The organism is Shinella sp. OV683, assembly GCF_057787725.1.
This window is the reverse complement of the sequence record NZ_CM173543.1, coordinates 4,643,870-4,666,541: the sequence shown is the minus strand read 5'-3', so window position 1 is coordinate 4,666,541 and position 22,672 is coordinate 4,643,870. Positions and strand designations below refer to the sequence as shown.

25 protein-coding genes and 2 tRNA genes are annotated in these 22,672 nt (G+C 60.2%); 15 read left to right on the top strand and 12 right to left on the bottom strand.

What is annotated here, in order from left to right:
* Positions 1 to 34 precede the first annotated feature (34 nt).
* From ACXHRN_RS22525 to ACXHRN_RS22515, 3 genes are all read left to right on the top strand, one after another.
* Positions 35 to 652, top strand: coding sequence for a LysE family translocator (locus ACXHRN_RS22525; protein WP_488638518.1), 618 nt, complete (start codon positions 35 to 37; stop codon positions 650 to 652).
* Positions 653 to 783: 131 nt separating this feature from the next.
* Positions 784 to 1,752, top strand: a complete 969-nt coding sequence (gene cysK / locus ACXHRN_RS22520; protein ID WP_488638517.1) for a cysteine synthase A — start codon at positions 784 to 786, stop codon at positions 1,750 to 1,752.
* 104 nt (positions 1,753 to 1,856) lie between these two features.
* On the top strand, positions 1,857 to 2,255 hold the full coding sequence (locus ACXHRN_RS22515; protein WP_488638516.1) for a VOC family protein: 399 nt from the start codon (positions 1,857 to 1,859) through the stop codon (positions 2,253 to 2,255).
* Positions 2,256 to 2,265: 10 nt separating this feature from the next.
* On the opposite strand, the gene ACXHRN_RS22510 is transcribed toward ACXHRN_RS22515, so the two are convergent.
* Positions 2,266 to 3,798, bottom strand: coding sequence for a YifB family Mg chelatase-like AAA ATPase (locus ACXHRN_RS22510; RefSeq protein ID WP_488638515.1), 1,533 nt, complete (start codon positions 3,796 to 3,798; stop codon positions 2,266 to 2,268).
* A 198-nt stretch (positions 3,799 to 3,996) separates the two neighbouring features.
* Entirely contained in the window at positions 3,997 to 4,944 is a 948-nt protein-coding gene (gene gshB / locus ACXHRN_RS22505) for a glutathione synthase (RefSeq protein ID WP_488638514.1), read from the bottom strand.
* A gap of 172 nt (positions 4,945 to 5,116) precedes the next feature.
* On the opposite strand from gshB, the gene ACXHRN_RS22500 reads away from it, so the two are divergent.
* The 3 genes from ACXHRN_RS22500 (at position 5,117) to ACXHRN_RS22490 (ending at position 7,367) form a co-directional block, all read left to right on the top strand.
* Positions 5,117 to 5,530 carry a tellurite resistance TerB family protein gene (locus ACXHRN_RS22500; protein ID WP_488638513.1) on the top strand — a complete coding sequence of 138 codons (414 nt, stop codon included), beginning with the start codon at positions 5,117 to 5,119 and terminating at the stop codon, positions 5,528 to 5,530.
* Positions 5,531 to 5,535: 5 nt separating this feature from the next.
* Positions 5,536 to 5,826: a TfoX/Sxy family DNA transformation protein gene (locus tag ACXHRN_RS22495; protein WP_488638512.1), complete on the top strand. Its 291-nt coding sequence runs from the start codon at positions 5,536 to 5,538 to the stop codon at positions 5,824 to 5,826.
* 137 nt (positions 5,827 to 5,963) lie between these two features.
* Entirely contained in the window at positions 5,964 to 7,367 is a 1,404-nt protein-coding gene (locus ACXHRN_RS22490) for a DHA2 family efflux MFS transporter permease subunit (RefSeq protein WP_488638511.1), read from the top strand.
* A 100-nt stretch (positions 7,368 to 7,467) separates the two neighbouring features.
* Here ACXHRN_RS22490 and ACXHRN_RS22485 read toward each other — a convergent pair whose 3' ends face one another.
* The 3 genes from ACXHRN_RS22485 to ACXHRN_RS22475 are packed head-to-tail and all read right to left on the bottom strand — an operon-like array spanning position 7,468 to position 10,075.
* Positions 7,468 to 7,857, bottom strand: a complete 390-nt coding sequence (locus ACXHRN_RS22485; protein ID WP_488638510.1) for a VOC family protein — start codon at positions 7,855 to 7,857, stop codon at positions 7,468 to 7,470.
* A gap of 2 nt (positions 7,858 to 7,859) precedes the next feature.
* A complete protein-coding gene (locus tag ACXHRN_RS22480) occupies positions 7,860 to 8,576 on the bottom strand; it encodes an RlmE family RNA methyltransferase (RefSeq protein ID WP_488638509.1) in 717 nt (238 codons plus the stop codon).
* 2 nt (positions 8,577 to 8,578) lie between these two features.
* On the bottom strand, positions 8,579 to 10,075 hold the full coding sequence (locus tag ACXHRN_RS22475; RefSeq protein ID WP_488638508.1) for a Ppx/GppA phosphatase family protein: 1,497 nt from the start codon (positions 10,073 to 10,075) through the stop codon (positions 8,579 to 8,581).
* A 325-nt stretch (positions 10,076 to 10,400) separates the two neighbouring features.
* On the opposite strand from ACXHRN_RS22475, the gene ACXHRN_RS22470 reads away from it, so the two are divergent.
* Positions 10,401 to 10,474: transfer RNA gene (locus ACXHRN_RS22470), tRNA-Gln, on the top strand.
* 269 nt (positions 10,475 to 10,743) lie between these two features.
* Here ACXHRN_RS22470 and ACXHRN_RS22465 read toward each other — a convergent pair.
* The gene (locus tag ACXHRN_RS22465; protein WP_488638507.1) at positions 10,744 to 11,067 is read right to left on the bottom strand and encodes a hypothetical protein; all 324 of its coding nucleotides are present in this window, start codon (positions 11,065 to 11,067) and stop codon (positions 10,744 to 10,746) included.
* Positions 11,068 to 11,264: 197 nt separating this feature from the next.
* Between ACXHRN_RS22465 and ACXHRN_RS22460 the strand changes: the two genes are divergently transcribed.
* Positions 11,265 to 12,806 (top strand): sensor histidine kinase, encoded by a 1,542-nt coding sequence (locus ACXHRN_RS22460; protein ID WP_488638506.1) that lies wholly within the window; start codon positions 11,265 to 11,267, stop codon positions 12,804 to 12,806.
* On the opposite strand, the gene ACXHRN_RS22455 is transcribed toward ACXHRN_RS22460, so the two are convergent.
* Together ACXHRN_RS22455 and ACXHRN_RS22450 are read right to left on the bottom strand one after the other, a co-directional pair.
* Positions 12,756 to 12,908, bottom strand: coding sequence for a DUF1330 domain-containing protein (locus ACXHRN_RS22455; RefSeq protein ID WP_488638505.1), 153 nt, complete (start codon positions 12,906 to 12,908; stop codon positions 12,756 to 12,758). The two genes, ACXHRN_RS22460 and ACXHRN_RS22455, sit on opposite strands and share 51 nt — an antisense overlap.
* 9 nt (positions 12,909 to 12,917) lie before the next feature.
* A complete protein-coding gene (locus ACXHRN_RS22450) occupies positions 12,918 to 14,258 on the bottom strand; it encodes an FAD-binding oxidoreductase (protein WP_488638504.1) in 1,341 nt (446 codons plus the stop codon).
* A gap of 223 nt (positions 14,259 to 14,481) precedes the next feature.
* On the opposite strand from ACXHRN_RS22450, the gene ACXHRN_RS22445 reads away from it, so the two are divergent.
* On the top strand, positions 14,482 to 14,952 hold the full coding sequence (locus tag ACXHRN_RS22445; protein WP_488638503.1) for an aminoacyl-tRNA deacylase: 471 nt from the start codon (positions 14,482 to 14,484) through the stop codon (positions 14,950 to 14,952).
* A gap of 138 nt (positions 14,953 to 15,090) precedes the next feature.
* On the opposite strand, the gene ACXHRN_RS22440 is transcribed toward ACXHRN_RS22445, so the two are convergent.
* Positions 15,091 to 15,167: transfer RNA gene (locus ACXHRN_RS22440), tRNA-Arg, on the bottom strand.
* A 148-nt stretch (positions 15,168 to 15,315) separates the two neighbouring features.
* On the bottom strand, positions 15,316 to 16,650 hold the full coding sequence (locus tag ACXHRN_RS22435) for a sensor histidine kinase (RefSeq protein WP_488641988.1): 1,335 nt from the start codon (positions 16,648 to 16,650) through the stop codon (positions 15,316 to 15,318).
* Positions 16,651 to 17,012: 362 nt separating this feature from the next.
* On the opposite strand from ACXHRN_RS22435, the gene rpmH reads away from it, so the two are divergent.
* From rpmH to yihA, 5 genes are all read left to right on the top strand, one after another.
* Positions 17,013 to 17,153, top strand: coding sequence for a 50S ribosomal protein L34 (gene rpmH, locus ACXHRN_RS22430; RefSeq protein ID WP_488638502.1), 141 nt, complete (start codon positions 17,013 to 17,015; stop codon positions 17,151 to 17,153).
* Between the two features lie 21 nt (positions 17,154 to 17,174).
* The gene (rnpA, locus tag ACXHRN_RS22425) at positions 17,175 to 17,570 is read left to right on the top strand and encodes a ribonuclease P protein component (RefSeq protein WP_488638501.1); all 396 of its coding nucleotides are present in this window, start codon (positions 17,175 to 17,177) and stop codon (positions 17,568 to 17,570) included.
* Positions 17,554 to 19,347, top strand: coding sequence for a membrane protein insertase YidC (gene yidC, locus ACXHRN_RS22420; protein WP_488641987.1), 1,794 nt, complete (start codon positions 17,554 to 17,556; stop codon positions 19,345 to 19,347). Before rnpA ends, yidC begins: the two co-directional genes overlap by 17 nt.
* A gap of 135 nt (positions 19,348 to 19,482) precedes the next feature.
* A complete protein-coding gene (locus tag ACXHRN_RS22415) occupies positions 19,483 to 20,469 on the top strand; it encodes a DMT family transporter (protein ID WP_488638500.1) in 987 nt (328 codons plus the stop codon).
* A 77-nt stretch (positions 20,470 to 20,546) separates the two neighbouring features.
* Positions 20,547 to 21,194 carry a ribosome biogenesis GTP-binding protein YihA/YsxC gene (yihA, locus tag ACXHRN_RS22410; RefSeq protein ID WP_488638499.1) on the top strand — a complete coding sequence of 216 codons (648 nt, stop codon included), beginning with the start codon at positions 20,547 to 20,549 and terminating at the stop codon, positions 21,192 to 21,194.
* 97 nt (positions 21,195 to 21,291) lie between these two features.
* Here yihA and ACXHRN_RS22405 read toward each other — a convergent pair whose 3' ends face one another.
* A complete protein-coding gene (locus ACXHRN_RS22405; protein WP_488638498.1) occupies positions 21,292 to 21,849 on the bottom strand; it encodes a fasciclin domain-containing protein in 558 nt (185 codons plus the stop codon).
* Positions 21,850 to 21,922: 73 nt separating this feature from the next.
* Between ACXHRN_RS22405 and ACXHRN_RS22400 the strand changes: the two genes are divergently transcribed.
* Positions 21,923 to 22,192 (top strand): hotdog family protein, encoded by a 270-nt coding sequence (locus tag ACXHRN_RS22400; protein WP_488638497.1) that lies wholly within the window; start codon positions 21,923 to 21,925, stop codon positions 22,190 to 22,192.
* Positions 22,193 to 22,212: 20 nt separating this feature from the next.
* Here ACXHRN_RS22400 and ACXHRN_RS22395 read toward each other — a convergent pair whose 3' ends face one another.
* Positions 22,213 to 22,644: a MarR family winged helix-turn-helix transcriptional regulator gene (locus ACXHRN_RS22395; protein ID WP_488638496.1), complete on the bottom strand. Its 432-nt coding sequence runs from the start codon at positions 22,642 to 22,644 to the stop codon at positions 22,213 to 22,215.
* Positions 22,645 to 22,672 lie beyond the last annotated feature (28 nt).

The window sequence follows — 22,672 nt, the reverse complement described above, 5'->3', positions numbered from 1 at the left end:
TATCAGACCTCATAGCAAATCGTCGAGCCTGAACATGACAGCAGCCACAATCGCAACCTACGCCTTCGCCCTTTTCATGGTCGCGCTCATTCCCGGGCCGGGAATTACGGCGCTGGTAGCGCGTGCGCTGGGCGCAGGATTCAGCGAGAGCCTAGCCATGGCGATCGGTATTTCGCTTGGTGATGTTGTCTTCCTAACGGCTGTCGTGCTCGGTCTTTCGGTCGTGGCCCAGACATTCGGCACGGTCTTTCTGGTCATCAAATATGCCGGCGTCGTCTACCTCGTCTGGATGGCCTACAAGATGTGGACGGCTGGCTTGTTGAAAACCGAGGTGGGTGCCTCGCCCAGGCGCACGATGGTGCAATCGCTGCTTTCGGGTCTGTTCGTGACGCTCGGCAATCCCAAGGCGATGCTGTTCTATCTCGCGCTGGTGCCGACGCTACTCGACATCACGTCGATCACCTTGCGCGACTACTTCATCCTGATCGTCGTCTCGGTGGCCGTGCTGCTGGTAGTGACCATCCCTTACATTCTGCTCGCCGCCAAGGCCCGCGACTTCTTCCGTCACCCCCTGGCGCTGAAGCGGTTGAACAGGATCTCCGCGAGCTTCCTCGCCGCGACGGCAGGTTACATAGCAATTCGGGCGAATTGATAGAAAATAATTTCTCCGGAACTGCCAATCTGGGTGTTTATTCCGAAAATATTCCTTTCCGCGCGCGAATCTGTCTGGAAAGAACGCGGCCGACAGCCTAACTTCGCCCCGATACAACAGGGAGAAACGCCATGTCGGATACACGCAAGCCTGGTCGCGGCCGGATTTACAATTCCATCACCGAAACTATCGGTGATACGCCTATCGTGCGGCTGGACAAGCTGGCGAAGGAGAAGGGCGTCAAGGCCAACCTGCTGGCCAAGCTCGAATTCTTCAATCCGATCGCCTCGGTCAAGGACCGCATCGGCGTGGCGATGATCGAATCGCTCGAAGCCCAAGGCAAGATCGCACCGGGCCGCACCACGCTGGTCGAACCGACTTCGGGCAATACCGGCATCGCGCTCGCCTTTGCCGCAGCCGCCAAGGGCTACAAACTCATCCTGACCATGCCGGAAACCATGTCGGTTGAACGCCGCAAGATGCTGGCGCTGCTCGGCGCCGAACTGGTGCTGACCGAAGGCTCCAAGGGCATGAAGGGCGCGATCGCCAAGGCCGAGGAACTTGCCGCCACGCTTCCCGACGCCGTCATTCCGCAGCAGTTCGAAAATCCGGCCAATCCCGAGATCCACCGCAAGACCACCGCCGAGGAAATCTGGAACGACACCAATGGCACGGTCGATTTCCTGGTGTCCGGCATCGGCACGGGCGGCACGATCACCGGCGCCGGCCAGGTGTTGAAAGCCAAGAAGCCGTCGATCAAGGTCATCGCCGTCGAGCCGGCAGACTCACCGATCCTGTCGGGCGGCAATCCCGGCCCGCATAAGATACAGGGCATTGGTGCAGGCTTTGCACCCGCTATCCTCGACAAGTCGGTCTATGACGAAGTCGTCACCGTCACCAATGACGATGCCTTCGCCCATGCACGCCTCGTGGCCCGCCTCGAAGGCGTGCCGGTCGGCATTTCCTCGGGCGCGGCACTCGCTGCTGCCATCAAGATCGGCCAGCGCGAGGAAAATGCCGGCAAGAATATTGTCGTCATCATTCCCTCATTCGCTGAGCGGTATTTGTCGACGGCTTTGTTTGAAGGCCTGGGCAGCTGAGCGAATTCTAGGCGCGCTCCACATCTCATCCAAAAGGCCGGGGTCATTGCCGGCCTTTTTCTTGAGCTGCTCGACAGTTCGGCGAATAACGGAGACCGGAATTCATGCTTCATCATGTCTCATTTGGCGTCGCGGACATCGAGCAATCCGGAAGGTTCTACGACGCTGCTCTTGCTCCTCTCGGATACGTCCGCGTCTGGGAAGATATCCGCCCTGGAGAGCCAGACCAGGCGATAGGTTACGGCGTTCCGGGCGGCGGCGATAAACTGGCGATCAAACATCGGCCGGACAGCGGTCGGCCGCCGGGTCTTGGCTTTCATCTCGCGCTTGCGGCCCCGAGCCGACTGGCTGTTGCGGGCTTTCACAGCGCGGCGCTGGCGCATGGCGGCGCCGACAATGGTGGCCCCGGTCCTCGCCCGGATTATGGCCCGAACTACTATGCTGCCTTCGTCGTCGACCCGGACGGCCATCATCTCGAAGCAGTCTACAATTCCGCCGATTAGTCGCGCTGCCTCACGCCGCAGTCATCAACCGGTCGCCGGCAATGCGGTAGGAGATTGCCTCCGCCAGATGGATGCGCCCAACCGTTCCCACACCATCGAGATCGGCCAGCGTCCGGGCCACCTTCAAGATACGATGATAGCCGCGCGCCGAAAACTTCATCCTTTCCGCAGCATCGCGCAGCAATTGCAGGCCGCCGGCATCGGCCTCGGCGATCTTCTCGATCAATGCGGTCGAGCAACGGGCGTTGCAGGTAATGCCGGGAAGCCCGGCCGCAATGAAGCGGTCGCGTTGTAGTTCACGCGCTCGCGCCACGCGGGCCGCCACGACCCCGCTTTTTTCGGCCGCCATCGGCCGTATCAGGTCGGATGCCGAGACCGACGGCACGTCGATGCGGATATCGATGCGATCGAGCAGTGGCCCGGAAATCCGCCCCTGATAGTCGCTCGCGCAACGCGGACCCCGTGCACAGGAGTGGCCTGGCTCGCCGGCCATCCCGCAACGGCATGGATTCATGGCGGCGATCAACTGGATGTCAGCGGGATAGGTCACGTGGTGATTGGCGCGTGCGATGATGCACTCGCCGGTTTCCAGGGGCTGGCGAAGCGCATCCAGCGTCTGTGGATTGAACTCCGGCAGCTCGTCGAGAAACAGGATGCCCTTGTGCGAGAGCGATGCTTCGCCCGGCTTGGCGCGCAAGCCACCGCCGATCATCGCCGCCATGGTCGCCGAATGGTGCGGCGCGCGGAACGGTCGCCGATCCGACAATTTGCCGCCCGAAAGCTGGCCGGCGATCGAATGGATCATCGACACTTCGAGCAGTTCGGCCGCCGATAGCGGCGGCAGGATGGACGGCAGCCGCTGCGCCAGCATCGATTTTCCGGATCCAGGCGGCCCGATCATCAGCAGGTTATGGCCGCCCGCCGCGGCCACTTCCAGCGCCCGCTTGGCGCTTTCCTGACCGCGGATGTCGACGAGATCGGGCAGGTTTGCCGGGTTCTGTCGTATCGCCGGCTCCGGACGCAACAACACCTGCGTGCCACGGAAATGGTTGGCGAGCCCGATCAGGCTACGTGGCGCCAGAATATCGATGTCGGCGCCGGCCCAGGCCGCCTCCGGCCCGCTGTCATGCGGGCAGATCAGCCCCTTTCCCATTGCATTGGCGGCGATTGCAGCCGGCAGGGCGCCGGAAACGGCCGCGATGGTGCCATCGAGATTGAGCTCGCCGATAACCAGGAATTCCTGCAAGGTGTCGGCCGGAATGGCGCCCAGTGCTGCCATCAGCGCAAGCGCGATCGGCAGGTCGAAGTGACTGCCTTCCTTGGGCAAATCAGCAGGCGCAAGATTGACGGTAACTTTTTTGGGCGGCAGTGCCAACCCGGAGGCATGCAAGGCGGCCTGCACCCGCTCGCGGCTTTCCGCAACGGCCTTGTCCGGAAGCCCGACGATCTGCATGCCGACTTTCCCAGGCGCAATCATCACCTGCACATCGACGGGCAACCCATCTATGCCCTGGAATGCAACCGTGCCGACCCGCGCCACCATGCCCACGCCCCCGAAGCCCTGCGCCTTTTCATTGAAACACTCGTTTCTGGCGCTGTACGGTTGTTAACTAAGCATGGAAATAGGAATAAAACAAGAACAATTAACGAACGAAAATCGCCGCAAAAGTGTAATCTGGTTGCGCTTGGTTGTGGTCGATAGAACAAAGCTGATCGGACCGGGAACGCTCCGGGCAGCGCCTCAGGCGCGCTTCTTCTCGACGGCATCCCAGAACAGTGCAGCGATGTCGGCGCCGCCGAATTTCCGCACTTCGCGGATGCCGGTCGGCGACGTCACGTTGATTTCGGTCATGTAGTCGCCGATCACATCGATGCCGACGAGGATGAAGCCGCGCTCGCGTAGCGCCGGCCCGATGCGGGCGCAGATTTCCTTTTCGCGGGCCGTCAGCTCAGTGTGCTCGGCGCGACCGCCGACATGCATGTTGGAGCGGGAATCGGTTTCGGATGGCACGCGATTGATCGCTCCGACCGGCTCGCCGTCGATGAGGATGATGCGCTTGTCGCCCCTGCGCACGTCAGGCAGATATTCCTGGGCTATGAAAGGTTCGACGAACATCTCGCCGAACATTTCCAGCAGCGAGGAGAAGTTGCGGTCGTCGCGCGACGAATGAAAGACGCCGGCGCCGCCATTGCCGTAGAGCGGCTTGAGGATGATATCGCCCATTTCGGCTCGGAAGCGGGCGATCTCCGAGACGTCGCGGGTGATCAGCGTCTTCGGCATCAGGTCGGCAAATTCGGTGACGAAGATCTTTTCCGGCGAATTGCGCACCCAGGCGGGGTCGTTGACCACCAGCGTCTTCGGATGCAGCCGTTCGAGCAGATGCGTCGAGGTGATGTAGCCCATGTGGAAGGGCGGGTCCTGGCGAAGCAGGATGACGTCCATGGACTGCAGGTCTATGCGTTCCGGCTCACCGAGCGTAAAGTGGTCGCCCTTGGTGTCACGCAGTGTCATCGGTTCGACGGAGGCGTAGACCTTGCCGTCGCGCATCGACAGCCGATCGGGCGTGTAGTGAAAAAGGTTATAGCCGCGCTGTTGCGCCTCCAGGCTCATGGCAAAGGTCGAATCGCCTGAAATGTTGATGGATTTCACATGATCCATCTGCACGGCGACGTTCTTGATCCCAGCCATTCCTAGCGCTCCTGTTGGCTCAAAGTCCGCATGATGTAGGACGGCTTCCGCATCGTGGCAAGCCCGGAACTCTTTGCTGGCGATGCGGATCGAGAAATCTCGGCTCCGGCTTGATTTATCAGTCCTGTCGCTCTAACTCAGGCGAAACAATCTCTGGTGAGGACATATCCGGATGGCAAAGAAAGTCACGGCACAGGCGGCTCTTATCTATGTGATGGTGATGGTTGCCGCAGCCGACGGCCATATGCCGGATACGGAGCTGCAGCGTATCGGACGGCTTGTCCGCTTCCTGCCGGTGTTCCAGGGTTTTGATCCGGAAGAGATCATTACCACGGCTCGCGATATCCAGGCGATCGTTGCCGGACCCGAGGGCCTCGAGATCGCGCTCGAGACCATCCGTGATGCCCTGCCACAGCGGCTTTATGAGACGGCCTATGCGCTTGCCGTCGAAGTGGCCACCGCCGACCTCTGGCTTGACAACACCGAGGTCCGTTTCCTGCAGTTGCTGCGCGCCCGGCTCGATATCGACAAGCTGACGGCGGCTGCCATCGAACGCAGCGCCATTGCCCGTTTCCGCAAGGTGTAAACCGCGTGGCCGAGGTGAGCGAACTTCGCAACCTCGGTCCGAAGTCACGTGCCCGGCTGGCAGAAATCGACATCACCACATCTGAAGATCTCCGGGCGATTGGCGCTGTGGAGGCATATGCACGCCTGCGTTTCCGCTTCGGCAAGGTTATCAGCCGCAACATGTTGCATGCTCTCGCCGCTGCGCTGGCAGATATCGACTGGCGGCATCTGCCCGCTGAGCAAAAGGACGAGCTTGATCGCGCCGCATCTAGGCGGTTGACGCAGTTCGAAGCGAGATCGCTCGACGAGGTTTGAGCAAGTCGCACGGCTGGCGGGTCAGAACATGCGATTTTGAACGGCTTGACCTTGCCGTCACGCGGATTTGGGTGTCTATGTGAGGATATCCTCGCATTCTCGGGTCTCCGAGTCGCAGCCACTTCCGGAATGTCGCCTTGCATCGCTATGCGCCCCTCATCCTTGCCGTCGCCCTGTTCATGGAGCAGATGGATTCGACGGTGATCGCCACCTCGCTGCCCGCCATCGCTGCCGACCTGAATGTTGGCCCGATCACGTTGAAACTTGCCATGACCTCCTATCTGGTGGCGCTCGGGGTCTTCATTCCGCTGTCGGGCTGGGCGGCCGATCGCTTCGGCGCCAAACGCGTATTCCTGAGTGCGATCGCCGTGTTCATGCTGGGTTCGGTGCTTTGCGCCATGTCGCAGAGCCTGGTGTCTTTCGTGCTGGCGCGCTTCCTGCAGGGCATGGGTGGGTCGATGACCACGCCGGTGGCGCGCGCCATCCTGCTGCGTTCGACCAAGAAGTCGGATCTGGTTTCGGCAATGGCGATGTTCACCATCCCCGGCGTGATCGGCCCGTTGGTCGGACCGCCGATCGGCGGCTTCATCACCACCTTCTTCCGCTGGGAATGGATCTTCCTCATCAACATTCCCATCGGCTTCATCGGTCTCGCGCTGTCGGCGATCTTTCTGCCGAAGATCGAAACATTGCGGCCACCGCCGGCGGACATCCTCGGCTTCCTCCTTTCGGGCATCGCCGCCGCCGGCGTCGTCTTCGGCCTATCGGTCGTCAGCCTTCCGGCTCTGCCGCCTGTCGTTGGATTTAGCGCGGTCGGGATCGGTGTGGCCTCGATGATCCTGTTCGTGCGTCACGCGCGGCGGCATCCGCATCCCGTTCTTGATCTCGATCTCTTCAAGATCGACACGTTCCGGATCTGCGTCACATCCGGCACGATTTTCCGCATCGCCATGGGTGCCGTGCCCTTCCTGCTGCCGTTGATGCTGCAGCTCGGCTTCGGGCTCACAGCGTTTCAGTCCGGCATGATCACCTTCATCGCTGCCGGTGGTGCGCTGTTTACGAAATTTATCGCCCGCATCGTGTTTTCCCGGTTCGGATTTCGTCGCACGCTGATCCTGGCCGCCATGCTGTCGGCTGTCGGTACAGCCAGCAATGCGCTGTTCTTCCCCGAAACGCCGCATGTCGTTCTCATCACGGTGCTGTTCCTCACCGGCTTCGTGCGCTCGTTCTTCTTCACCGGCATCAACATTCTCGGCTTTGCCGATATCGAACAGAACCAGACGAGCCAGGCGACCGCGCTGAACGCAGTGATCCAGCAGATATCGGGGGCGCTGGGCGTTGCCTTTGCGGGTATCGTGCTCGAACTGCATGGATTGGCGACCGGTGAACCGCTCGGCATTTCCAGCTTCCACATCGCCTTCCTGGGTGTGGCGGCGCTGAACCTGATCACGGTGCTGCCGATCTCGCGGCTGCGCCCAGGCGCCGGTAGCGCGGTGTCCGGCCATCAAATCGTAAAGATCGAGGAGAAACTGGAGGTTTAGAGCATGTTGCGCAAAAGTGTGCAGCGGTTTTGCGCCTAAAACATGCGTCAAAACAAAGAGCTAAAGCGCAACAAGCGAATCCCGGGGATCGCGACGCGCTTTAGTTGTCTTCGGCTTCTTCGCACACCGCCGACAGCTTGTTGCCATCGGGATCCCGGACATAGGCGCCGTAGAAACTGGGATGAAAGGGTCTCAAACCCGGTTTGCCCTCATCCTCGCCACCATAGAGCAGGGCCGCGGCGTGGAACGCCCGCACCGAAGCACGATCGGCCGCAACGAAAGTCGTCATCGAGCCGTTGCCATGCGTGGCCTCCTGCTTGTCGTAGGGATAGAGTACCCAGAAGCGGCATCGCTGGTCCTCCGGCGCACCATAACCGGCCTCGTCTTCATTCAGCTCTCGCCTCGCATAGCCCAACGTGGCCAGGACGGGATCATAGAATTCGATTGCGCGTTCGAGATTGTTGGTGCCGACGGTCACATAAAGCAGCATGCTCACTCCGGATCGTTGGTAACTGCTCTTCGCCCCTTGAAGCCTTTGGCGAGCAGGAACATCTCGACAGACTCTTGTCGGGAAGCCCCTGGCTTGACATGCACGACCTTGGTGAAGTTGTGCTTGAGTAGTGTCAGTAATTCGCGCTCAGCCCCACCCTGGAAGGTCTTGGCAAGAAAATGCCCGCCTTCACGCAGAACTTCAATGGCAAAATGCGCCGCGACTTCGCACAGATGCATCGTGCGAAGGTGGTCGGTGCGTTGATGACCCGTCGTCGGCGCCGCCATATCCGACATGACGAGGTCCGGATTGCCGCCGATTGCATCGATCAGCTTCTGCGGTGCTTCGTCCTCGAGAAAATCCATCTGGATGAAATTCACGCCCGCAATCGCATCCATCTCGAGGAAATCGATTGCGGCAACACGGATGTTGTCATTGGTGGATTCGGTGACCTTGGCGGCAATCTGTGACCAGCCGCCCGGTGCAGCGCCGAGGTCGATGATCCGGCGCGCGCCCTTGAGGATATGGTGTTTCTCGTCGATTTCCAGCAGCTTGTAGGCGGCGCGCGAACGATAGCCGTCGAGATGCGACCGCTGCACATAGGGGTCGTTGATATGCCGCTGCAGCCAACGACGTGAAGATTCCTTCAGCTTGGTATTCTTGACCTTCTGCGTCAGTAGCTTGCGGCCGGCACCCTTGCCGCCTTCGGGAGGCTTCATGATCAATTCCTCTGGTAGGGCGAGCGTGGCTTCTGGCGCCGCCAGACGCCGTCATCCGCCATCATTTCGGTTAGCAGGCCTTCGCGCAAGCCCCGGTCGGCAACCCGCATGCGGCTGGCCGGAAAACGCCGGCGAATGGCCTCGAGAATGGCGCAGCCAGCAAGCACGAGGTCGGCCCGGTCCGGGCCGATACAAGGATTGGCGGCGCGCGCCGCAAAATCCAGCATCACCAGCTTGTCCTGCATGGCGGTGACTTCATCGGCGCTCATCCACAATCCATCGACCTGGCGGCGATCGTAGCGCGGCAGGTTGAGATAGACGCCTGCCAGCGTCGTCACCGTGCCCGACGTGCCGATCATGTGAAAGCCGCTGTCGTCGCCGTTCAGCTCTTCGGCGAGCGGCGATTCGAAGCTCGAAAGCATGCGCTCGACTTCCTGCACCATCGCCTCGAAAATCTCCGGCGTCACATGCATGCCGCCAAAGCGCTCGGACAGTGTCACGACCCCCACCGGCAGTGACGTCCAGTGGGTGATGTGGTTGGCCAGCCTGGGCGAACGGATGCCGTTGATCTGCAGCACGGCGATTTCCGAAGAGCCGCCGCCGATATCGAAAAGCACGGCTGAGCGCGCTTCGCGGCCGACCAGCGACGCACAGCCGGAGACCGCCAGCCGCGCCTCGGTTTCGCGGTTGATGATTTCAAGCTCAAGCCCGGCTTCCGCCACCACCCGCGCCAGAAATTCTTCGCCATTGCCAGCGGCCCGGCAGGCCTCGGTAGCGATCAGTCGCATACGGCGGATCTGCTTGGCTGCGAGTTTGGAGGCGCAGACCTTTAGCGCCTCGACGGCGCGGTCCATCGCCTCTTCCGACAGCATGCCACTGGCGCCGAGCCCTTCGCCGAGCCGCACGATGCGCGAAAACGCATCGACGACACGAAACTGCCCCGGCCGCGTCGGCTGCGCGACCAGCAATCGGCAATTGTTGGTACCGAGGTCGAGGGCCGCATAGAGGCCGTCGTGCTGCGGGTCGTTGTATTGGCTGCGCCGAGACGGCGGATTGGGCGCACTCTCCTGCACCGCTTGCGGCTTCGGCTGCTGCTCCGGCTGGCGTTGTTCCGCCTTGGGCGCTTCCTGCGGCGGCAAGGGTCGTCCTTGCAGCCGGCGACGATTGCGCGAATGCTTCTGTTTGGACGGGTGCTTTTGGCTGACGGCCTGCGGCTGCGGATTGGCGTTCTGCGTTTCCTGCGGGCGCGGTTCCGTGCCGCCACGCGACCGCCGTCGGCGCTTCTTCTTGCGCTCCGGGCTTTTCGCCTCGCTGGTATTTGCTTGGGGCGTCGCTCCGCCGGAAGACTTTTCCGGACTGGACGATGCAGGCGGCAATGAAGAGGGACCACCCCTCTTGCGCTTGCGTTTACCGCGCCGGGACCGATGTGATCCTGGTGCTGTACCTGCTTCAGACGCCCCGGCATCAGACGGCTTTACGCCGGATTCGGGGTCACTCACGTTACTGATCCACCGCACCGCGCAAGACCCTGAGGCCGCAGCAGATGCTCATTTGATGTCAATGTTGGTGCGAATGTAACAGCTTGTCATCAAATGGACAAATTCTTTTTCGGTGCAGCAACACTTGGCAATCCGCATCGATACGCAAGGCCACGAACCCGCACGCCTTGCATTATTCTTTGCAGCCGCCTGCAATTTGCTCTTGATCAACCGCGCGAATATGCTAGAAGGCCGCACGAAACGGAAACGAGCCTGTCCTGCCGTGGACAATATCTGTGTCTCGACACCTCGCCCGCTTCAGGCCAACACGCTGATTTTCAGCTATTGGGGAATAGGTTAACGGTAGACCCACGGACTCTGACTCCGTTAGTCCTGGTTCGAATCCAGGTTCCCCAGCCAAATCTCTTCAATTTTGCGGATCGTTGATTTCGTGTGATTCCGCGCGCCTCTTCGAGAACCGGCAGCCTGTTGGGAATCATCGTCGCGTGACTTGATCGCATCGAGGCATTCGCAACGACGGTCAGTCTCGCCATTTCACTGACCGCCGTCGCCCATCCTTCCCGGGTAGTGAAATTCGACGTGCCCAGAATCGCGACACGAAGTGGCGCCAATATTCTCTACCCCCGATTCTCTGCCCCCGCAAAGTTCGCTGAAGTCAGCATGGCTTTTCAGCGATCGAAGTTCAATGTCAACAGAGCGGCCACGTATGCTCGTGGCAGCGAGGTAGACGTCAATCGCCCGCCCGGCCCCATCCTAAAGTTGATGGCGGCCGCGCTCTTGATGCCTTCTTGCAGATTTGAGCACGAATTGAAACAGATTATCGGCTGTGCCATCACCGTTTGCTGCGAGCCCGCGACCGTGTCATTACCGCCGCCGGCGCGGATCGTGTCGTCGCCGGAGCCAGGAAAATCGCCGCCGTTTGCTACGACACTCGGCGACACGAAGGTTGGGGTGATCGTCTCGTTCTTGTTCGTACCCTTGAAGGTTGCCATCGGACTTGACCTCAGCGACAGTTCGAGAGTGCACATACTAGCGTAGAAGCGCTTGTCGGCAACGCAAATTGGCGCTTGACCGAGCGGCCTCGGCCTTGCGTTGAAAGTTGGGAGGAAAACACAGATCGCAGCGTGACTTGCCGGCCGAATTATTCCATGTTGCCCGCGGGCAGGTGGTGTGACCGGAGCAAGCCGAGGTGGACAATCAAAAGCCATCCCTGTGGCAGAAGTTGACCGAAGCGCGGATTGGCACGCCCTGGCTGCTGTCGCTGTTTGTCGCAGCCTTGCTTGGCCTCGCAGCGTTGATGAGCTGGCAAAATTATCGCTCTGCCATTGCGGCTGGCGAAGCGCGGGCTGTTTCATCCGCCCATGTCGTTGCTGCTCACGTCGAATGGATGATCGAGGCCAGCGCCCAGGCGCTGCAACGCATCGATACGAGTCTTGGGCCGGACCCGTTTCACGAAGCCGAACGATCGATACCCGATATCGCGGAGACGGTGAGTGGCCTGCCGCAGGGTTTCGAATACGCCGTCTATGATTCCAGCGGCCAGCTCAGGCTTGCCAGCAAGCTGACGACCGGCCTGACCGATATTTCCCAGGAGGACTATTTCAAGGCGCTCAAATCCGGCGCGAAAATCACCATTGCCCCCCAGACCCAGCGTGCAGCCGACACGAGGTCGATTTTTGTCATCGCCGGCAGGGTGGACAGGGCGGGCTTTCGTGGGGTCGCGGTCATCGAGATCCCGAATGCCAAGATGGACGAATTCTGGGGATCGATTGGGCTTGGGCCGCATTCGACGGTGTCTGTTATCAGAATCGATGGAACGCTCATCGCCCGCCATCCCCATCTGCCTGGCGCTATGAACCTGTCTGCAACGCCGCTTTTCACCACCTATCTGCCGAAGAACCCCTCCGGTTTTTATCATAACTCCATTTCGATAGCCGACGGTTTGTCGCGCATTGTCGGCTACTGGAAAGTCGAAGGCTGGCCGCTGGTTGCGACTGCAGGAGTCGATAGCAACGAGGCGCTCGAGCTGTTCTGGAAGAACCTGAAGTCGGAATTGGCCTTCGGGCTTCCGGCGATCGCTTTGCTTTTGTTTGGGGCTTTCTGGATCACCCATCTTCTCGACCGGTACGAGGCACGCAATCGCGATCTCGAGCGTGCGGTCGAGCGCAACCAGTATCTGATGCGCGAGATCCATCATCGGGTGAAGAACAATTTCCAGGCGGTCGCTTCTCTGGTTCGCCTTCAATCGCTGCCGAAGGAGGCGCAGAAAAGCATAGAACTCCGGATTGCCGCGATGATCGCCATCCACGAGCAGTTCTATGGTGGCGACCAGTATGAGCAGGTTGATGTGGCGCCCTATGCGAAGCGCCTGGTCGAGGATGTCTCCCGCGCCTATCCCAACGATGTGCAGATCGAGATGGATCTGCAGCCGCTGAACGTTCATCCCGACCGGGCGTTGCCGATCGGCATGATCATCAACGAGGTCGTGTCCAACGCCTTCAAATATGCTTTTGCCAATCGCGGCAGCGGCAATCTCAGGATCGAGCTTTCGCGGCAGGACGACAACACAGCACTGCTGACCATTCGCGATGACGGCCCTGGCAGCGGCGAATCGGATGTGAAGAAGGGCATGGGTAGCCGCCTGATCGCCGGCTTTGCATCGCAACTCGGTGCCACGGTTTCATCGAAGAATGAGAACGGCACCGTCTTTACGATGACGTTTCCGGTTTAGGCCACCGCCATGGCGTGCGGTTATGTCAGACGCTTCATGGCGATACTGCTCGTACAGAACCGAATTTTTGACAGTGATGCGCGCGATGAAATAGGCGGCCATGGCTCGTTCTCACGTTGCCGGTTCAATGTTCTGATTGAGGCGAAAGAGATTGTCGGGATCCATTCGCGACTTCAGACGCACCAAGCGGCTGTACTTGTCTGCCCCATAGGCGCTGCGAGCTACATCTGGACCAGCATCGCTTTGCTCGTTGACATAGTTGCCGGCCATGGAAAGTGCGGCAAGCCTGGCCGCAGACGTCCGCCCCCAAGCGAGGCAGCTGTCGTCATCGGCGGGCCGGTCCCAAACGGGTTCTGCAATCCAGTAGTAGCCCGCCGCCCGCCCGGAATAAGCGGTTGCATCTTCCGCAACGTCGCCAGTGGCGCCGCCGAGTTGAGCCACGAAAAGCTCGCAATCGGGTGTGGGCGCTTTGGCGATGTCCTCGATCATATAGTCGATCGCCTGATCGCCGACATCTCTCCAGAACCCGCCCTTGGCATAGTATCGGCGCGACCATGAGAAGTGTTCGTCATTGCGGCTCTGCAAATGAACAAACGGCATGTTTTCGATGGTTCCGGTTCCCGAACCCGCGAGCCTTCCAAAGGGTGACAGCATGGAATCGGCAAGGCTTGCGTCGCCCAGCCAGACCGTAGCAACACTGAGGCCCGTCACGGCGAGCGTAAAGGAAACGGCGAAGTCGCGCGGTCGTTCACGAGCGATATCCCGCAGCGTTGAGATTGCTTTGCCGGCGCGAGCCAATGGATAATGCCACAGGCCCACCGCAATCGGCCCTAGCGGATGCATCTCGAATCTGAAGCGCGTGACGACGCCAAAATTTCCGCCTCCGCCGCGAATGCCCCAGAACAGTTCCGGATCGTTGTCCCGGTCGGTCCAGATAACATCGCCGCCAGCCGTCACGATTTCCGCGCCGCGCAGGCTGTCGATAGTCAACCCGTACTTCCGGTTGGTCCAACCCATGCCGCCGCCAAGCGTCAGGCCACCGACACCGGTATGGGAAACGACGCCGGCCGGCACGACATGGCCGATCGACGTCGTCGCCCGGTCCATATCCCCAAGCAACGCGCCACCGCCGACATCGATGGTACCTGCTTGCCGGTCAATGCTGACAGAGTTCAATTGCGAAAGTTCAAGAACGAGGCCGTCGTTGCAGGTCGACAGGCCGGGGAAGCTATGACCACCGCAGCGCACGGCCAGCAGCGCCTTGCTCTCCGCAGCAACCTCCACGGCTCTGCGAACGTCATCGACGGTTTGCGCTCGCAAGATCGCCGCGGGCCGTCGGTCGACAAGGCCGTTCCACACTCTTCGATAGCGCTCATAGTCGCGCTGGTCTGCGGTGATGATCGGACCAAAGCATCCAGCTGCGGCAAGCTTCGCCAAAAGCACGTTGCGCATCCGGTCCCTCCACGGTCCACAACTCAAGCCTGCAGCATGGTGCCAGAAAGGGTTGCGTTTCGCAATGTGTGAACGGAAGGGAGAAGAATGGCGCACCCGACAGGGCGAGGAGGCTGGTCAATCGAACAGAACCAGTTCCTCTATTTGCGACTTTCCATTGGTCGTTGACTTCGCAGCTTATGAGAGGAAAATATCGTCACCTCGCAACAGAAGGATGCCTACGATGACGATCGCAAGGAAACTTCAGAACTACATCGACGGCGAGGGTGTCGCCTACGACACCGTCCCTCATCACCGCACGGCAACAACCAGCCAGTCGGCGCTAGCAGCACATGTTCCGGGCAGCAGACTGGCCAAATCCGTGGTCGTGCATCATGAAATGGGCTACGTCCTAGCCGTTGTTCCGAGCACGCACCGGATCGAGCTTTCCACATTGCAGGATGTGATGAACAAGCGTCTTGGCCTCGCCTCGGAGGAGGAGGTCAGCTCGCTTTTCGCAGATTGCGATATCGGCGCGGTGCCGCCCATCGGATCGGCCTATGATGTGCCGGTGATCCTCGACGAAAGCCTCGACGGCGCCAACGACGTCTATTTCGAGGGCGGCGATCACAAGACACTGGTGCATGTCAGCGGACTTAACTTTCGCAGCCTGATGAAGGATGCGCGGATCGCCCGCTTCAGCCACCGACCGTAAATGTCGCGATCCTGGGTCGCGGGCGGAGCGGCGCGTAGAGTTGATGCTTGCAGCGGAGTTGGCCGCCTCATCGCTCATGAGACCGGAAGCCGACTCTTCGCAGCGATCTGAAAGTTTAGTGCGGATTTGGGAGAAAAATGGCGCACCCGGAACGATTCGAACGTCCGACCCTCAGATTCGTAGTCTGATGCTCTATCCAGCTGAGCTACGGGTGCGTGCCGAGCGGACGTGTCCGCTGACGTGGCGCTCTCCTACTAACTTGCCGCGCGGAAAGCAAGCGCCTTTGTGAAAAAAATTGCGTATACGTTCGTTCTGCGCACACGCAATCTGCAAAATCATCAGTAAAGACAGAGGCTTGAAGGCTCAACCGACCTGGCGGTCGGGAAGGTCGATGCGGAAACGGGTGCCGCGTTCGCCTTTTTCCTCGAGCATGATCGTGCCGCGATGGGCTTCGATCAGTTCGCGGGCGATCGCCAGGCCAAGCCCGGTGCCGCCGGCCCGGGCCGAACCCCGGAAGGCGGAGAACAGGTTTTCGCGCGCTTTTGCCGGCATGCCCGGGCCGTTGTCGTCGATGACGATATGCACCACCTTGCCGTCGCGGCTGGCCGAAACGGTGATGCGCTTGCTTTCGTTTTCATCGCTCTCCAGCGCCTGGACGGCGTTGCGGCAGAGATTGTAGATGACCCGGAACAACTGCTCGGGGTCGGCATCGACCTCGAGGTCGCGATGCAAGTCGGCGACGAAGCTGATATCGGTGCCGCTGCTCAGCCCAAGAATCTCCCCGGCATCTTCGACCAGCGGCCGAAGTGGCGCCCGATTGCGGCGTGGCGCCGTCTCGCTGGAACGGCCATAGGCCAGCACCTCGGAGGAATAGCCGATCGCCCGGCCAAGGGTGCGCATCAGCTTGGAGGACAGGCCGCGGATCACTGGATCGCCGACATCGGCAAGCCTGTCCGACATCAGCTGCGCCGAGGACAGGATGTTGCGCATGTCGTGGTTGATCTTGGAAACCGCCAGCCCGAGATCGGCAAGGTTTTTCTGCTGCTTGATGGTCTTTTGCAGCTCCACCTGCATGGCGGCGAGATGCCGGCCCGCCAGCGCCAGCTCGTCGGCGCCTTGCGGCGGCTGCATGATCGAGCCGGGACTGGAGGGATCAGCCGCGAATTCCTGCATGCTCGCGGTCATGCGGGCCACCGGCCGGATGAGGATGCGGTTGATGACCAGGAAGATCAGGAATGCTGTAATGAGGGAGATGATGATGGTGAACAGCAGGATCTCGCGGCAATAGACCAGCATGGCGCTGCGCAATGCCGCATCCTCCATCACCAGCTCGATCTCCATCTTGCTGTTGCCGATCGGCCCGCGCACCGAGAAAACCTGGTTTCCGCCCCAGATCAGAGTGGAGAGTGCATCGCGCGCATTGGGCAGGAAGCTCATGTCGCTGAGGTCATATTGCGCGTTGATCATCGGCGGCATGTCGGAAACCACGATCATCCGCGTGATGTCTTCCTTATGCAGCGCAATAGCCTTGGTGCCGGTGGCCATCAGCGTCGAGTCCTGCAGGGGGCGCGGCAATTCCACCTTCGGCAATCCGTCGATGACGATGGCAGCGGCCGCGGCGGTGTTCAGGCGGTCGCGCAGCCAGGAAAGCCGCATCGTGGTGACTGAGGGCACGAAGATCAGCACTTCGGCCAGCATGACGAACAGGATTGTCAGCGCCAGGATCCGGGTGGAAAGCCGCGCCGAGAAAGGCACTGTCCCGCTTTCGGGAGCTTTGAGCCCGGCTGGCGGTCCGCCAATGATATCCACGCCTTACCTCGTTGTGCCGCCCGATGCGATGTCGGGCATCTCAGGTCCTATTAGCACAGGTAAACACAATTCAAATCGGCGAATGTGGTCAAAAAACGGAAATTCGCGGCCATTGTTGACTTTGCGGGCCTCTTTCCCTATAAGCCCGGCACGTTCGGAGGGACCGATCTGTTGCATGGCAGGCAGGCGTTTCGATCGAAATCCAAAACACGCTCATCCAAGAAGGGCCGCACTCCGCGGTAATTAAATAAATGTCTACAAAGCGTACCTACCAGCCTTCGAAGCTTGTTCGCAAGCGTCGCCACGGCTTCCGCGCACGTCTGTCCACCAAGGGTGGACGCAAGGTCCTGTCTGCACGTCGCAGCCGTGGCCGCAAGGTTCTGTCCGCTTAAGCGGTCGGGACCCGAGGGCCGATGTCGACCCAAAAATATGACCACATTGCCGGTCGGCTCAAGAGCCGGCCGGAGTTTTTGCGTGTGCGCGAGGGCGAACGCCGCAAGGGGCGTTACTTCATGCTCGAAGTCCTCGACCGCAAGACGGCCGATGAAGCGCCGCGTGCCGGCTTTACCGTCACCAAGAAGCAGGGCAACGCCGTGGAGCGCAATCGCATGCGCCGCAGGCTGAAAGAAGCCGTGCGACACACCGCCCAATTTGCAATGCAGCCAGGCCATGACTATGTGATCGTCGGCTACCGGGACCTGCTGCGCGTGCCATTTGACGAATTGACAAACGCGCTTGTAACGCGCATTGCCAGCCGACCGAACTTGAAGGGCCGGACATCGGGAAAGAATGATGCAAAACAACCGTAATTATTATATCGCGATCGTTCTGTCTGTCCTGATCGTATTTGTCTGGCAGTTCTTCTACATGGGCCCGAAGATGGAAGCCCAGCAGAAGATCGAGCAGGCCCAGCAGGCCGAGCTCGCCAAGCAGCAGAAGGCCAATCCAAACCAGGTCAAGCCCGTCGTCGTCGACGCCAACGGCCAGCCTGTTCCGGGTGTCGAAGGCACCAACATTGCCATGGTCGATCGTGCGCAGGCACTGTCCCAGGCCAAGCGCGTCGAAATCGACACGCCGGCTCTTTCCGGCTCGATCAACCTGACGGGTGCACGCTTCGACGACCTGAAGCTCAAGAAGTACACCGAGACCGTCGACAAGAATTCTCCGATCATCGAGCTCCTCAACCCCGGCAACAGCAAGGACGGCTATTTCGTCGAGCTCGGCTTCACCGGCGGCAACAAGGATATCGCCGTTCCCGGCATGACGACCGAATGGACCGTCGATGGTAATGCCAAGCTGACTGCGGAAACGCCTGTCACGCTCAGCTACACCAACCCGGCCGGCGTTGCCTTCAGCCGCAAGATCTCGGTCGACAAGGACTATATGTTCACTGTGGAAGACACGGTGAAAAACGCTGCCGCCACCGATATTCCGCTGACGCCCTACGGCCGCATCGTCCGCTATACGATTCCCGCTGTGGCCCCGGCCTATGTCTTGCATGAGGGCTTCGTCGGCGTTCTCGATGGCGTGCTGCAGGAAACGACCTGGGCAAAGGACACCGATCCAGTCAAGCATCCCGGCAACAAGGATGGCTGGTTCGGCATGACCGACAAATATTGGGCGGCCACGATCGTACCGCCTGCGGGCGTCGTCTTCGATACCGATTTCAGCCATATCACCAAGGGCCAACCGCTGTTCCAGGCCGATTACCGCGAACAGTCCGGCACGTTGAAGGCGGGCGAAAGCAGGTCCTACACCACCAAGGTATTTGCCGGCGCCAAGGAAGTTCCGGTCATCGACCGGTACCAGGACGAGTACAAGATCACCGACTTCTACAAGCTGATCGACTGGGGCTGGTTCAAGATCATCACCCGTCCGATGTTCAAGCTGATGGACTGGCTCTACAAATATTTCGGCAATTTCGGCCTTGCCATCCTCGGCACGACCGTCATCGTCAAGACGCTGTTCTTCCCGATCGCCAACCGGCAGTATGCCTCGATGGCCAAGATGAAGATGCTGCAGCCGAAGATGGAAGAGCTGAAAGCCAAGCTCGGCGACGACAAGATGGCTCTGCAGACGGCGATGATGCAGCTCTACAAGGAAGAAAAGGTCAATCCGCTTGCGGGCTGCTGGCCGGTCCTCCTGCAGGTGCCGGTGTTCTTCGCGCTGTACAAGGTCATCTACATCACCATCGAAATGCGCCATGCGCCATTCTTCGGCTGGATCCAGGACCTTTCGGCTCCCGATCCGACGACGCTCTTCAATCTCTTCGGCCTGATCCCCTGGACGCCGCCGCATGCATTGATGCTGGGCGTCTGGCCGATCATCATGGGCATCACCATGTTCCTGCAGATGCGCATGAACCCGACGCCGCCGGATCCGACCCAGGCCATGATCTTCACCTGGATGCCGCTGGTCTTCACCTTCATGCTCGCAGCCTTCCCGGCTGGTCTGGTGATCTATTGGGCCTGGAACAACACACTGTCTGTTCTCCAGCAGGGCATCATCATGAAGCGCAATGGCGCCAAGATCGAGCTGTTCGACAACCTCAAGGGTCTGTTCAAGCGAAAACCATCATCGGCGTGAATGGATATTGAAAAGATGTGATGGATGGCGGATGTCGCATTTACATAGTCCGCCATTCAGATATCCCGCTAATATCTAGACATGAAGGGTTTCCTGCTTTGCTCGGAAACCCTTTTTGCTTTGTGGGGAGCGACTATGACCAGCACGGTTGCCGAACGATCAGGAACGCATGAGCGGCTGGGCGCGACGCTGGTCTTTGCCTCGGCCGTTGCCTGGAGCTTTGGCGGCGCGATCGCCCGTTATCTCACCATCGAGGACAGCTGGGTCGTGGTCTTCTGGCGCTGCCTGTTCTCCGGCCTGTTCCTGCTCGGCTTCCTGCTCTGGCGCGACGGACCAAGGGAGACGGTCAGGCTCTATCGCAACATGGGCATTCCGGGTCTTGCCGTCGCCTTCGGCTTTGCCACTGCTTCCACCTGCTTCGTCATCGCCATCTCCTACACCACGGTCGCCAACGTCGTGCTGATCCAGGCAGGCGTACCACTGCTTGCCGCACTGATGGCCTGGATCGTCTATCGCGAGAGGATTGCCTTCTCGACCTGGGTCGCCATCATTGCCGTCATCCTCGGGGTGGCGATCATGGTCACCGGCGCCCCGATGCTGGACTGGCTGGACAATGTGCTGGGGGTCGGCTTCATCGATAGCGGCATGGCGTCTCCCGATCTCATCGAAAATGGCGACAAGGCCTGGATCGGCAACGCGCTGGCGATGATGATCGCCGTGGTCTTTGCCATGACGACCGTGGTAACGCGCCGCTTTGCCAATGTCCGCCAGACCCCTGGCGCCAGTGTCGGCTGCTTTGCCGCCGCCGTCGTTGCCGGCGTCGTGACGGTGTTGCATGGATCGTCCTTGCAGGTCACGGGCGGCGAGCTCGGCATCCTGGCCGTTTTCGGCGCACTCAATCTCGGCCTCGGTATGGCACTGTGGGTCACCGGTGCGCGGCTGATCCCTTCTGCTTTTGCAGCGCTGTTGGGCACGGCCGAAACCATGCTTGGCCCCGTCTGGGTGGCGATTTTCCATGGTGAGATCCCCGGCGTCGAAACCGTTGTCGGCGGCCTGATCGTGCTCGCGGCCCTGATTGCCTACCTGACGATTGCCTTCCGGAAACAGGCTGCTTCCGCCTGATCGCGGCCTTGCGCCTTGACAAGTGACGCTAAAGCCCCGAAAGCCGGGGTTGATTGATCAACACCCAAGGCAAAGCCATGAACACCGAGGCTCTTACAGCCCGCATCTTCCTCCAGCCATGGATTTTCATCCGCGGCGTTCCCGCCATGAAGTTCCTGCCGCCGGAAGGCCCTGCCGAGATTGCCTTTGCGGGTCGCTCGAATGTGGGAAAATCGTCTCTGATCAATGCACTGGTCAACCAGAACGGTTTGGCGCGGACGTCCAATACACCGGGCCGCACCCAGGAACTCAACTATTTCGTCCCGGATGGCTATTCGGGTGAGGCAGGCGATCTGCCGCCCTGCGCGCTGGTCGACATGCCAGGCTATGGTTATGCCGAGGCACCCAAGTCCCAGGTCGACGCCTGGACCAATCTCGTCTTCGATTACCTGCGCGGCCGCTCGACGCTGAAGCGCGTCTATGTGCTGATCGATAGCCGCCACGGCATCAAGAAGAACGACGAGGATGTGTTCAAGCTTCTCGACAAGGCTGCCGTGTCCTACCAGATCGTGCTGACCAAATCGGACAAGATCAAGCCACCGGCCGTTGTCAAATTGCTGGCCGAAACCGCAGCTGCCATCGCCAAGCACCCCGCAGCCTATCCGGGAATCCTCGCGACTTCATCGGAAAAGGCCGAAGGCATCGAGACATTGCGCGAGGCCATCGTCACGGCTTTGAACACCTGAGCGTCATCGTTCCAAAATAGAAAAGCCGTTCCGGTGGTTAAACCGGAACGGCCTCAGGTCCGTCGCGCAAGCTCTTGTCTATCAGGCCTAGCTGACCTCAGGCTTTCGGCAACAGAACCTTGTTGATCACGTGAATCACGCCGTTCGACTGCTGCACGTCGGCGATGGTCACCGTGGCGACGCCGCCGGTTTCATCCTTCAGCATGATCTTCTTGCCCTTCTTCATGGCGGTCAGCACGCAGCCACCAACGGTGGTGATCTTGTGCGCGCCGCCATCGTCCTTGATCATCTGGCTGATCATCTTGGACATCGCATCGGCCGCCACGACGTGGCAGGTCAGTACCTTGACGAGCTGGGCCTTGTTTTCGGGCTTCAGCAGGGTGTCGACCGTGCCGGCCGGCAGGGCTGCGAAGGCTTCGTTGGTCGGCGCAAACACTGTGAACGGGCCCGTGCCTTCAAGTGTCTCAACCAGGCCGGCAGCCTTGACGGCGGCAACGAGCGTGGTGTGATCCTTGGAATTGACGGCATTCTCGACGATATTCTTGGTCTTGTACATGGCTGCGCCGCCGACCATCGGATTCTTGGCCTGAGCGGCAAAGGCCGAAGCGAGTACGATCGAGACGATGGCTGTGGTGCGGATTGCGGTCTTGAACATCTGATAACCCTTCCTGTTGATCTCGCCGCTTCGTTTCTCGAAGTCCGGCGTCCTCCCGTTTCCCGCGGGATAAATGGACTTACGGGAGGGCTCGGAAATAAGTTTCAGCTCGCAATACGATTCATTGCAGATCGCGGCGCGCCAGACGCCGGCGGCTGGGCCGCTGCAGGCGAATTATCTGTTGCGGCTTGCAATCGAGAGCCGTGGCGGACAACTGCCGCGCACTTTTGCTTTCCGGTCTGTCAGCCCGCTGTTTGGCGGCCAAGTCGTCACGTTGAATGCAAGGGATGGCGGCGAGGAAACGAAGCTCTGGGTCGCCGATGCAGCCGGCGTCCGACCATGACGGCAGTCGCAAAATAGAGACTATTGCTTTCGGGCGTTCTCGATCGCCCAGCGCATATATTCCAGCATCAATTCCTTCTCGAACCGGCGGAAACCCTTGAACAGGGCTTGATCTGCTTCTTCTGCGGCGATAATGGCTTCCGCCTCGATCGCCCGGCCTTTTTCCGTGAGATAGTTCTGCGTGGCGCGCCTGTCGGTGGGATGCGGCCGGCGGTCAATGAGGCCATCGCGTTCCATGCGAGCAAGTGTGTTGGCCAGCGTTGCCTGTTCGATGTCGAGCCGGTCGAGGATTTCGCGTTGCGTCAGCCCATCCGCATTCCAGAGTTCGATCAGCACCGGGAACTGTCCGGGCGAAAAACCGAGGTCGGAGGCTTTGGTCAGCAACGAACGGGAGAAGCCCTTGGCGAGCAAATTCGCAAGATAAGTTGCCGAATCCATCAGGTTGTGGGCCATGGCAATCAGTAAGCCAGATTTGGTTGCG

Excerpts from the sequence above, each read along its gene's own strand:
- ACXHRN_RS22510 (WP_488638515.1), bottom strand. The coding sequence starts at position 3,798 with ATGGTGGCGCGGGTCGGCACGGTTGCATTCCAGGGCATAGATGGGTTG.
- ACXHRN_RS22525 (WP_488638518.1), top strand. The coding sequence starts at position 35 with ATGACAGCAGCCACAATCGCAACCTACGCCTTCGCCCTTTTCATGGTC.
- ACXHRN_RS22515 (WP_488638516.1), top strand. The coding sequence starts at position 1,857 with ATGCTTCATCATGTCTCATTTGGCGTCGCGGACATCGAGCAATCCGGA.
- rpmH (WP_488638502.1), top strand. The coding sequence starts at position 17,013 with ATGTCTACAAAGCGTACCTACCAGCCTTCGAAGCTTGTTCGCAAGCGT.
- ACXHRN_RS22500 (WP_488638513.1), top strand. The coding sequence starts at position 5,117 with ATGGCAAAGAAAGTCACGGCACAGGCGGCTCTTATCTATGTGATGGTG.
- ACXHRN_RS22395 (WP_488638496.1), bottom strand. The coding sequence starts at position 22,644 with ATGGCCCACAACCTGATGGATTCGGCAACTTATCTTGCGAATTTGCTC.
- ACXHRN_RS22465 (WP_488638507.1), bottom strand. The coding sequence starts at position 11,067 with ATGGCAACCTTCAAGGGTACGAACAAGAACGAGACGATCACCCCAACC.
- ACXHRN_RS22415 (WP_488638500.1), top strand. The coding sequence starts at position 19,483 with ATGACCAGCACGGTTGCCGAACGATCAGGAACGCATGAGCGGCTGGGC.
- yihA (WP_488638499.1), top strand. The coding sequence starts at position 20,547 with ATGAACACCGAGGCTCTTACAGCCCGCATCTTCCTCCAGCCATGGATT.
- ACXHRN_RS22445 (WP_488638503.1), top strand. The coding sequence starts at position 14,482 with ATGACGATCGCAAGGAAACTTCAGAACTACATCGACGGCGAGGGTGTC.
- ACXHRN_RS22435 (WP_488641988.1), bottom strand. The coding sequence starts at position 16,650 with ATGCTGGCCGAAGTGCTGATCTTCGTGCCCTCAGTCACCACGATGCGG.
- ACXHRN_RS22485 (WP_488638510.1), bottom strand. The coding sequence starts at position 7,857 with ATGCTGCTTTATGTGACCGTCGGCACCAACAATCTCGAACGCGCAATC.
- ACXHRN_RS22400 (WP_488638497.1), top strand. The coding sequence starts at position 21,923 with ATGGACTTACGGGAGGGCTCGGAAATAAGTTTCAGCTCGCAATACGAT.
- ACXHRN_RS22455 (WP_488638505.1), bottom strand. The coding sequence starts at position 12,908 with ATGGCCGCCTATTTCATCGCGCGCATCACTGTCAAAAATTCGGTTCTG.
- cysK (WP_488638517.1), top strand. The coding sequence starts at position 784 with ATGTCGGATACACGCAAGCCTGGTCGCGGCCGGATTTACAATTCCATC.
- ACXHRN_RS22405 (WP_488638498.1), bottom strand. The coding sequence starts at position 21,849 with ATGTTCAAGACCGCAATCCGCACCACAGCCATCGTCTCGATCGTACTC.
- yidC (WP_488641987.1), top strand. The coding sequence starts at position 17,554 with ATGCAAAACAACCGTAATTATTATATCGCGATCGTTCTGTCTGTCCTG.
- rnpA (WP_488638501.1), top strand. The coding sequence starts at position 17,175 with ATGTCGACCCAAAAATATGACCACATTGCCGGTCGGCTCAAGAGCCGG.
- ACXHRN_RS22450 (WP_488638504.1), bottom strand. The coding sequence starts at position 14,258 with ATGCGCAACGTGCTTTTGGCGAAGCTTGCCGCAGCTGGATGCTTTGGT.
- ACXHRN_RS22480 (WP_488638509.1), bottom strand. The coding sequence starts at position 8,576 with ATGAAGCCTCCCGAAGGCGGCAAGGGTGCCGGCCGCAAGCTACTGACG.
- gshB (WP_488638514.1), bottom strand. The coding sequence starts at position 4,944 with ATGGCTGGGATCAAGAACGTCGCCGTGCAGATGGATCATGTGAAATCC.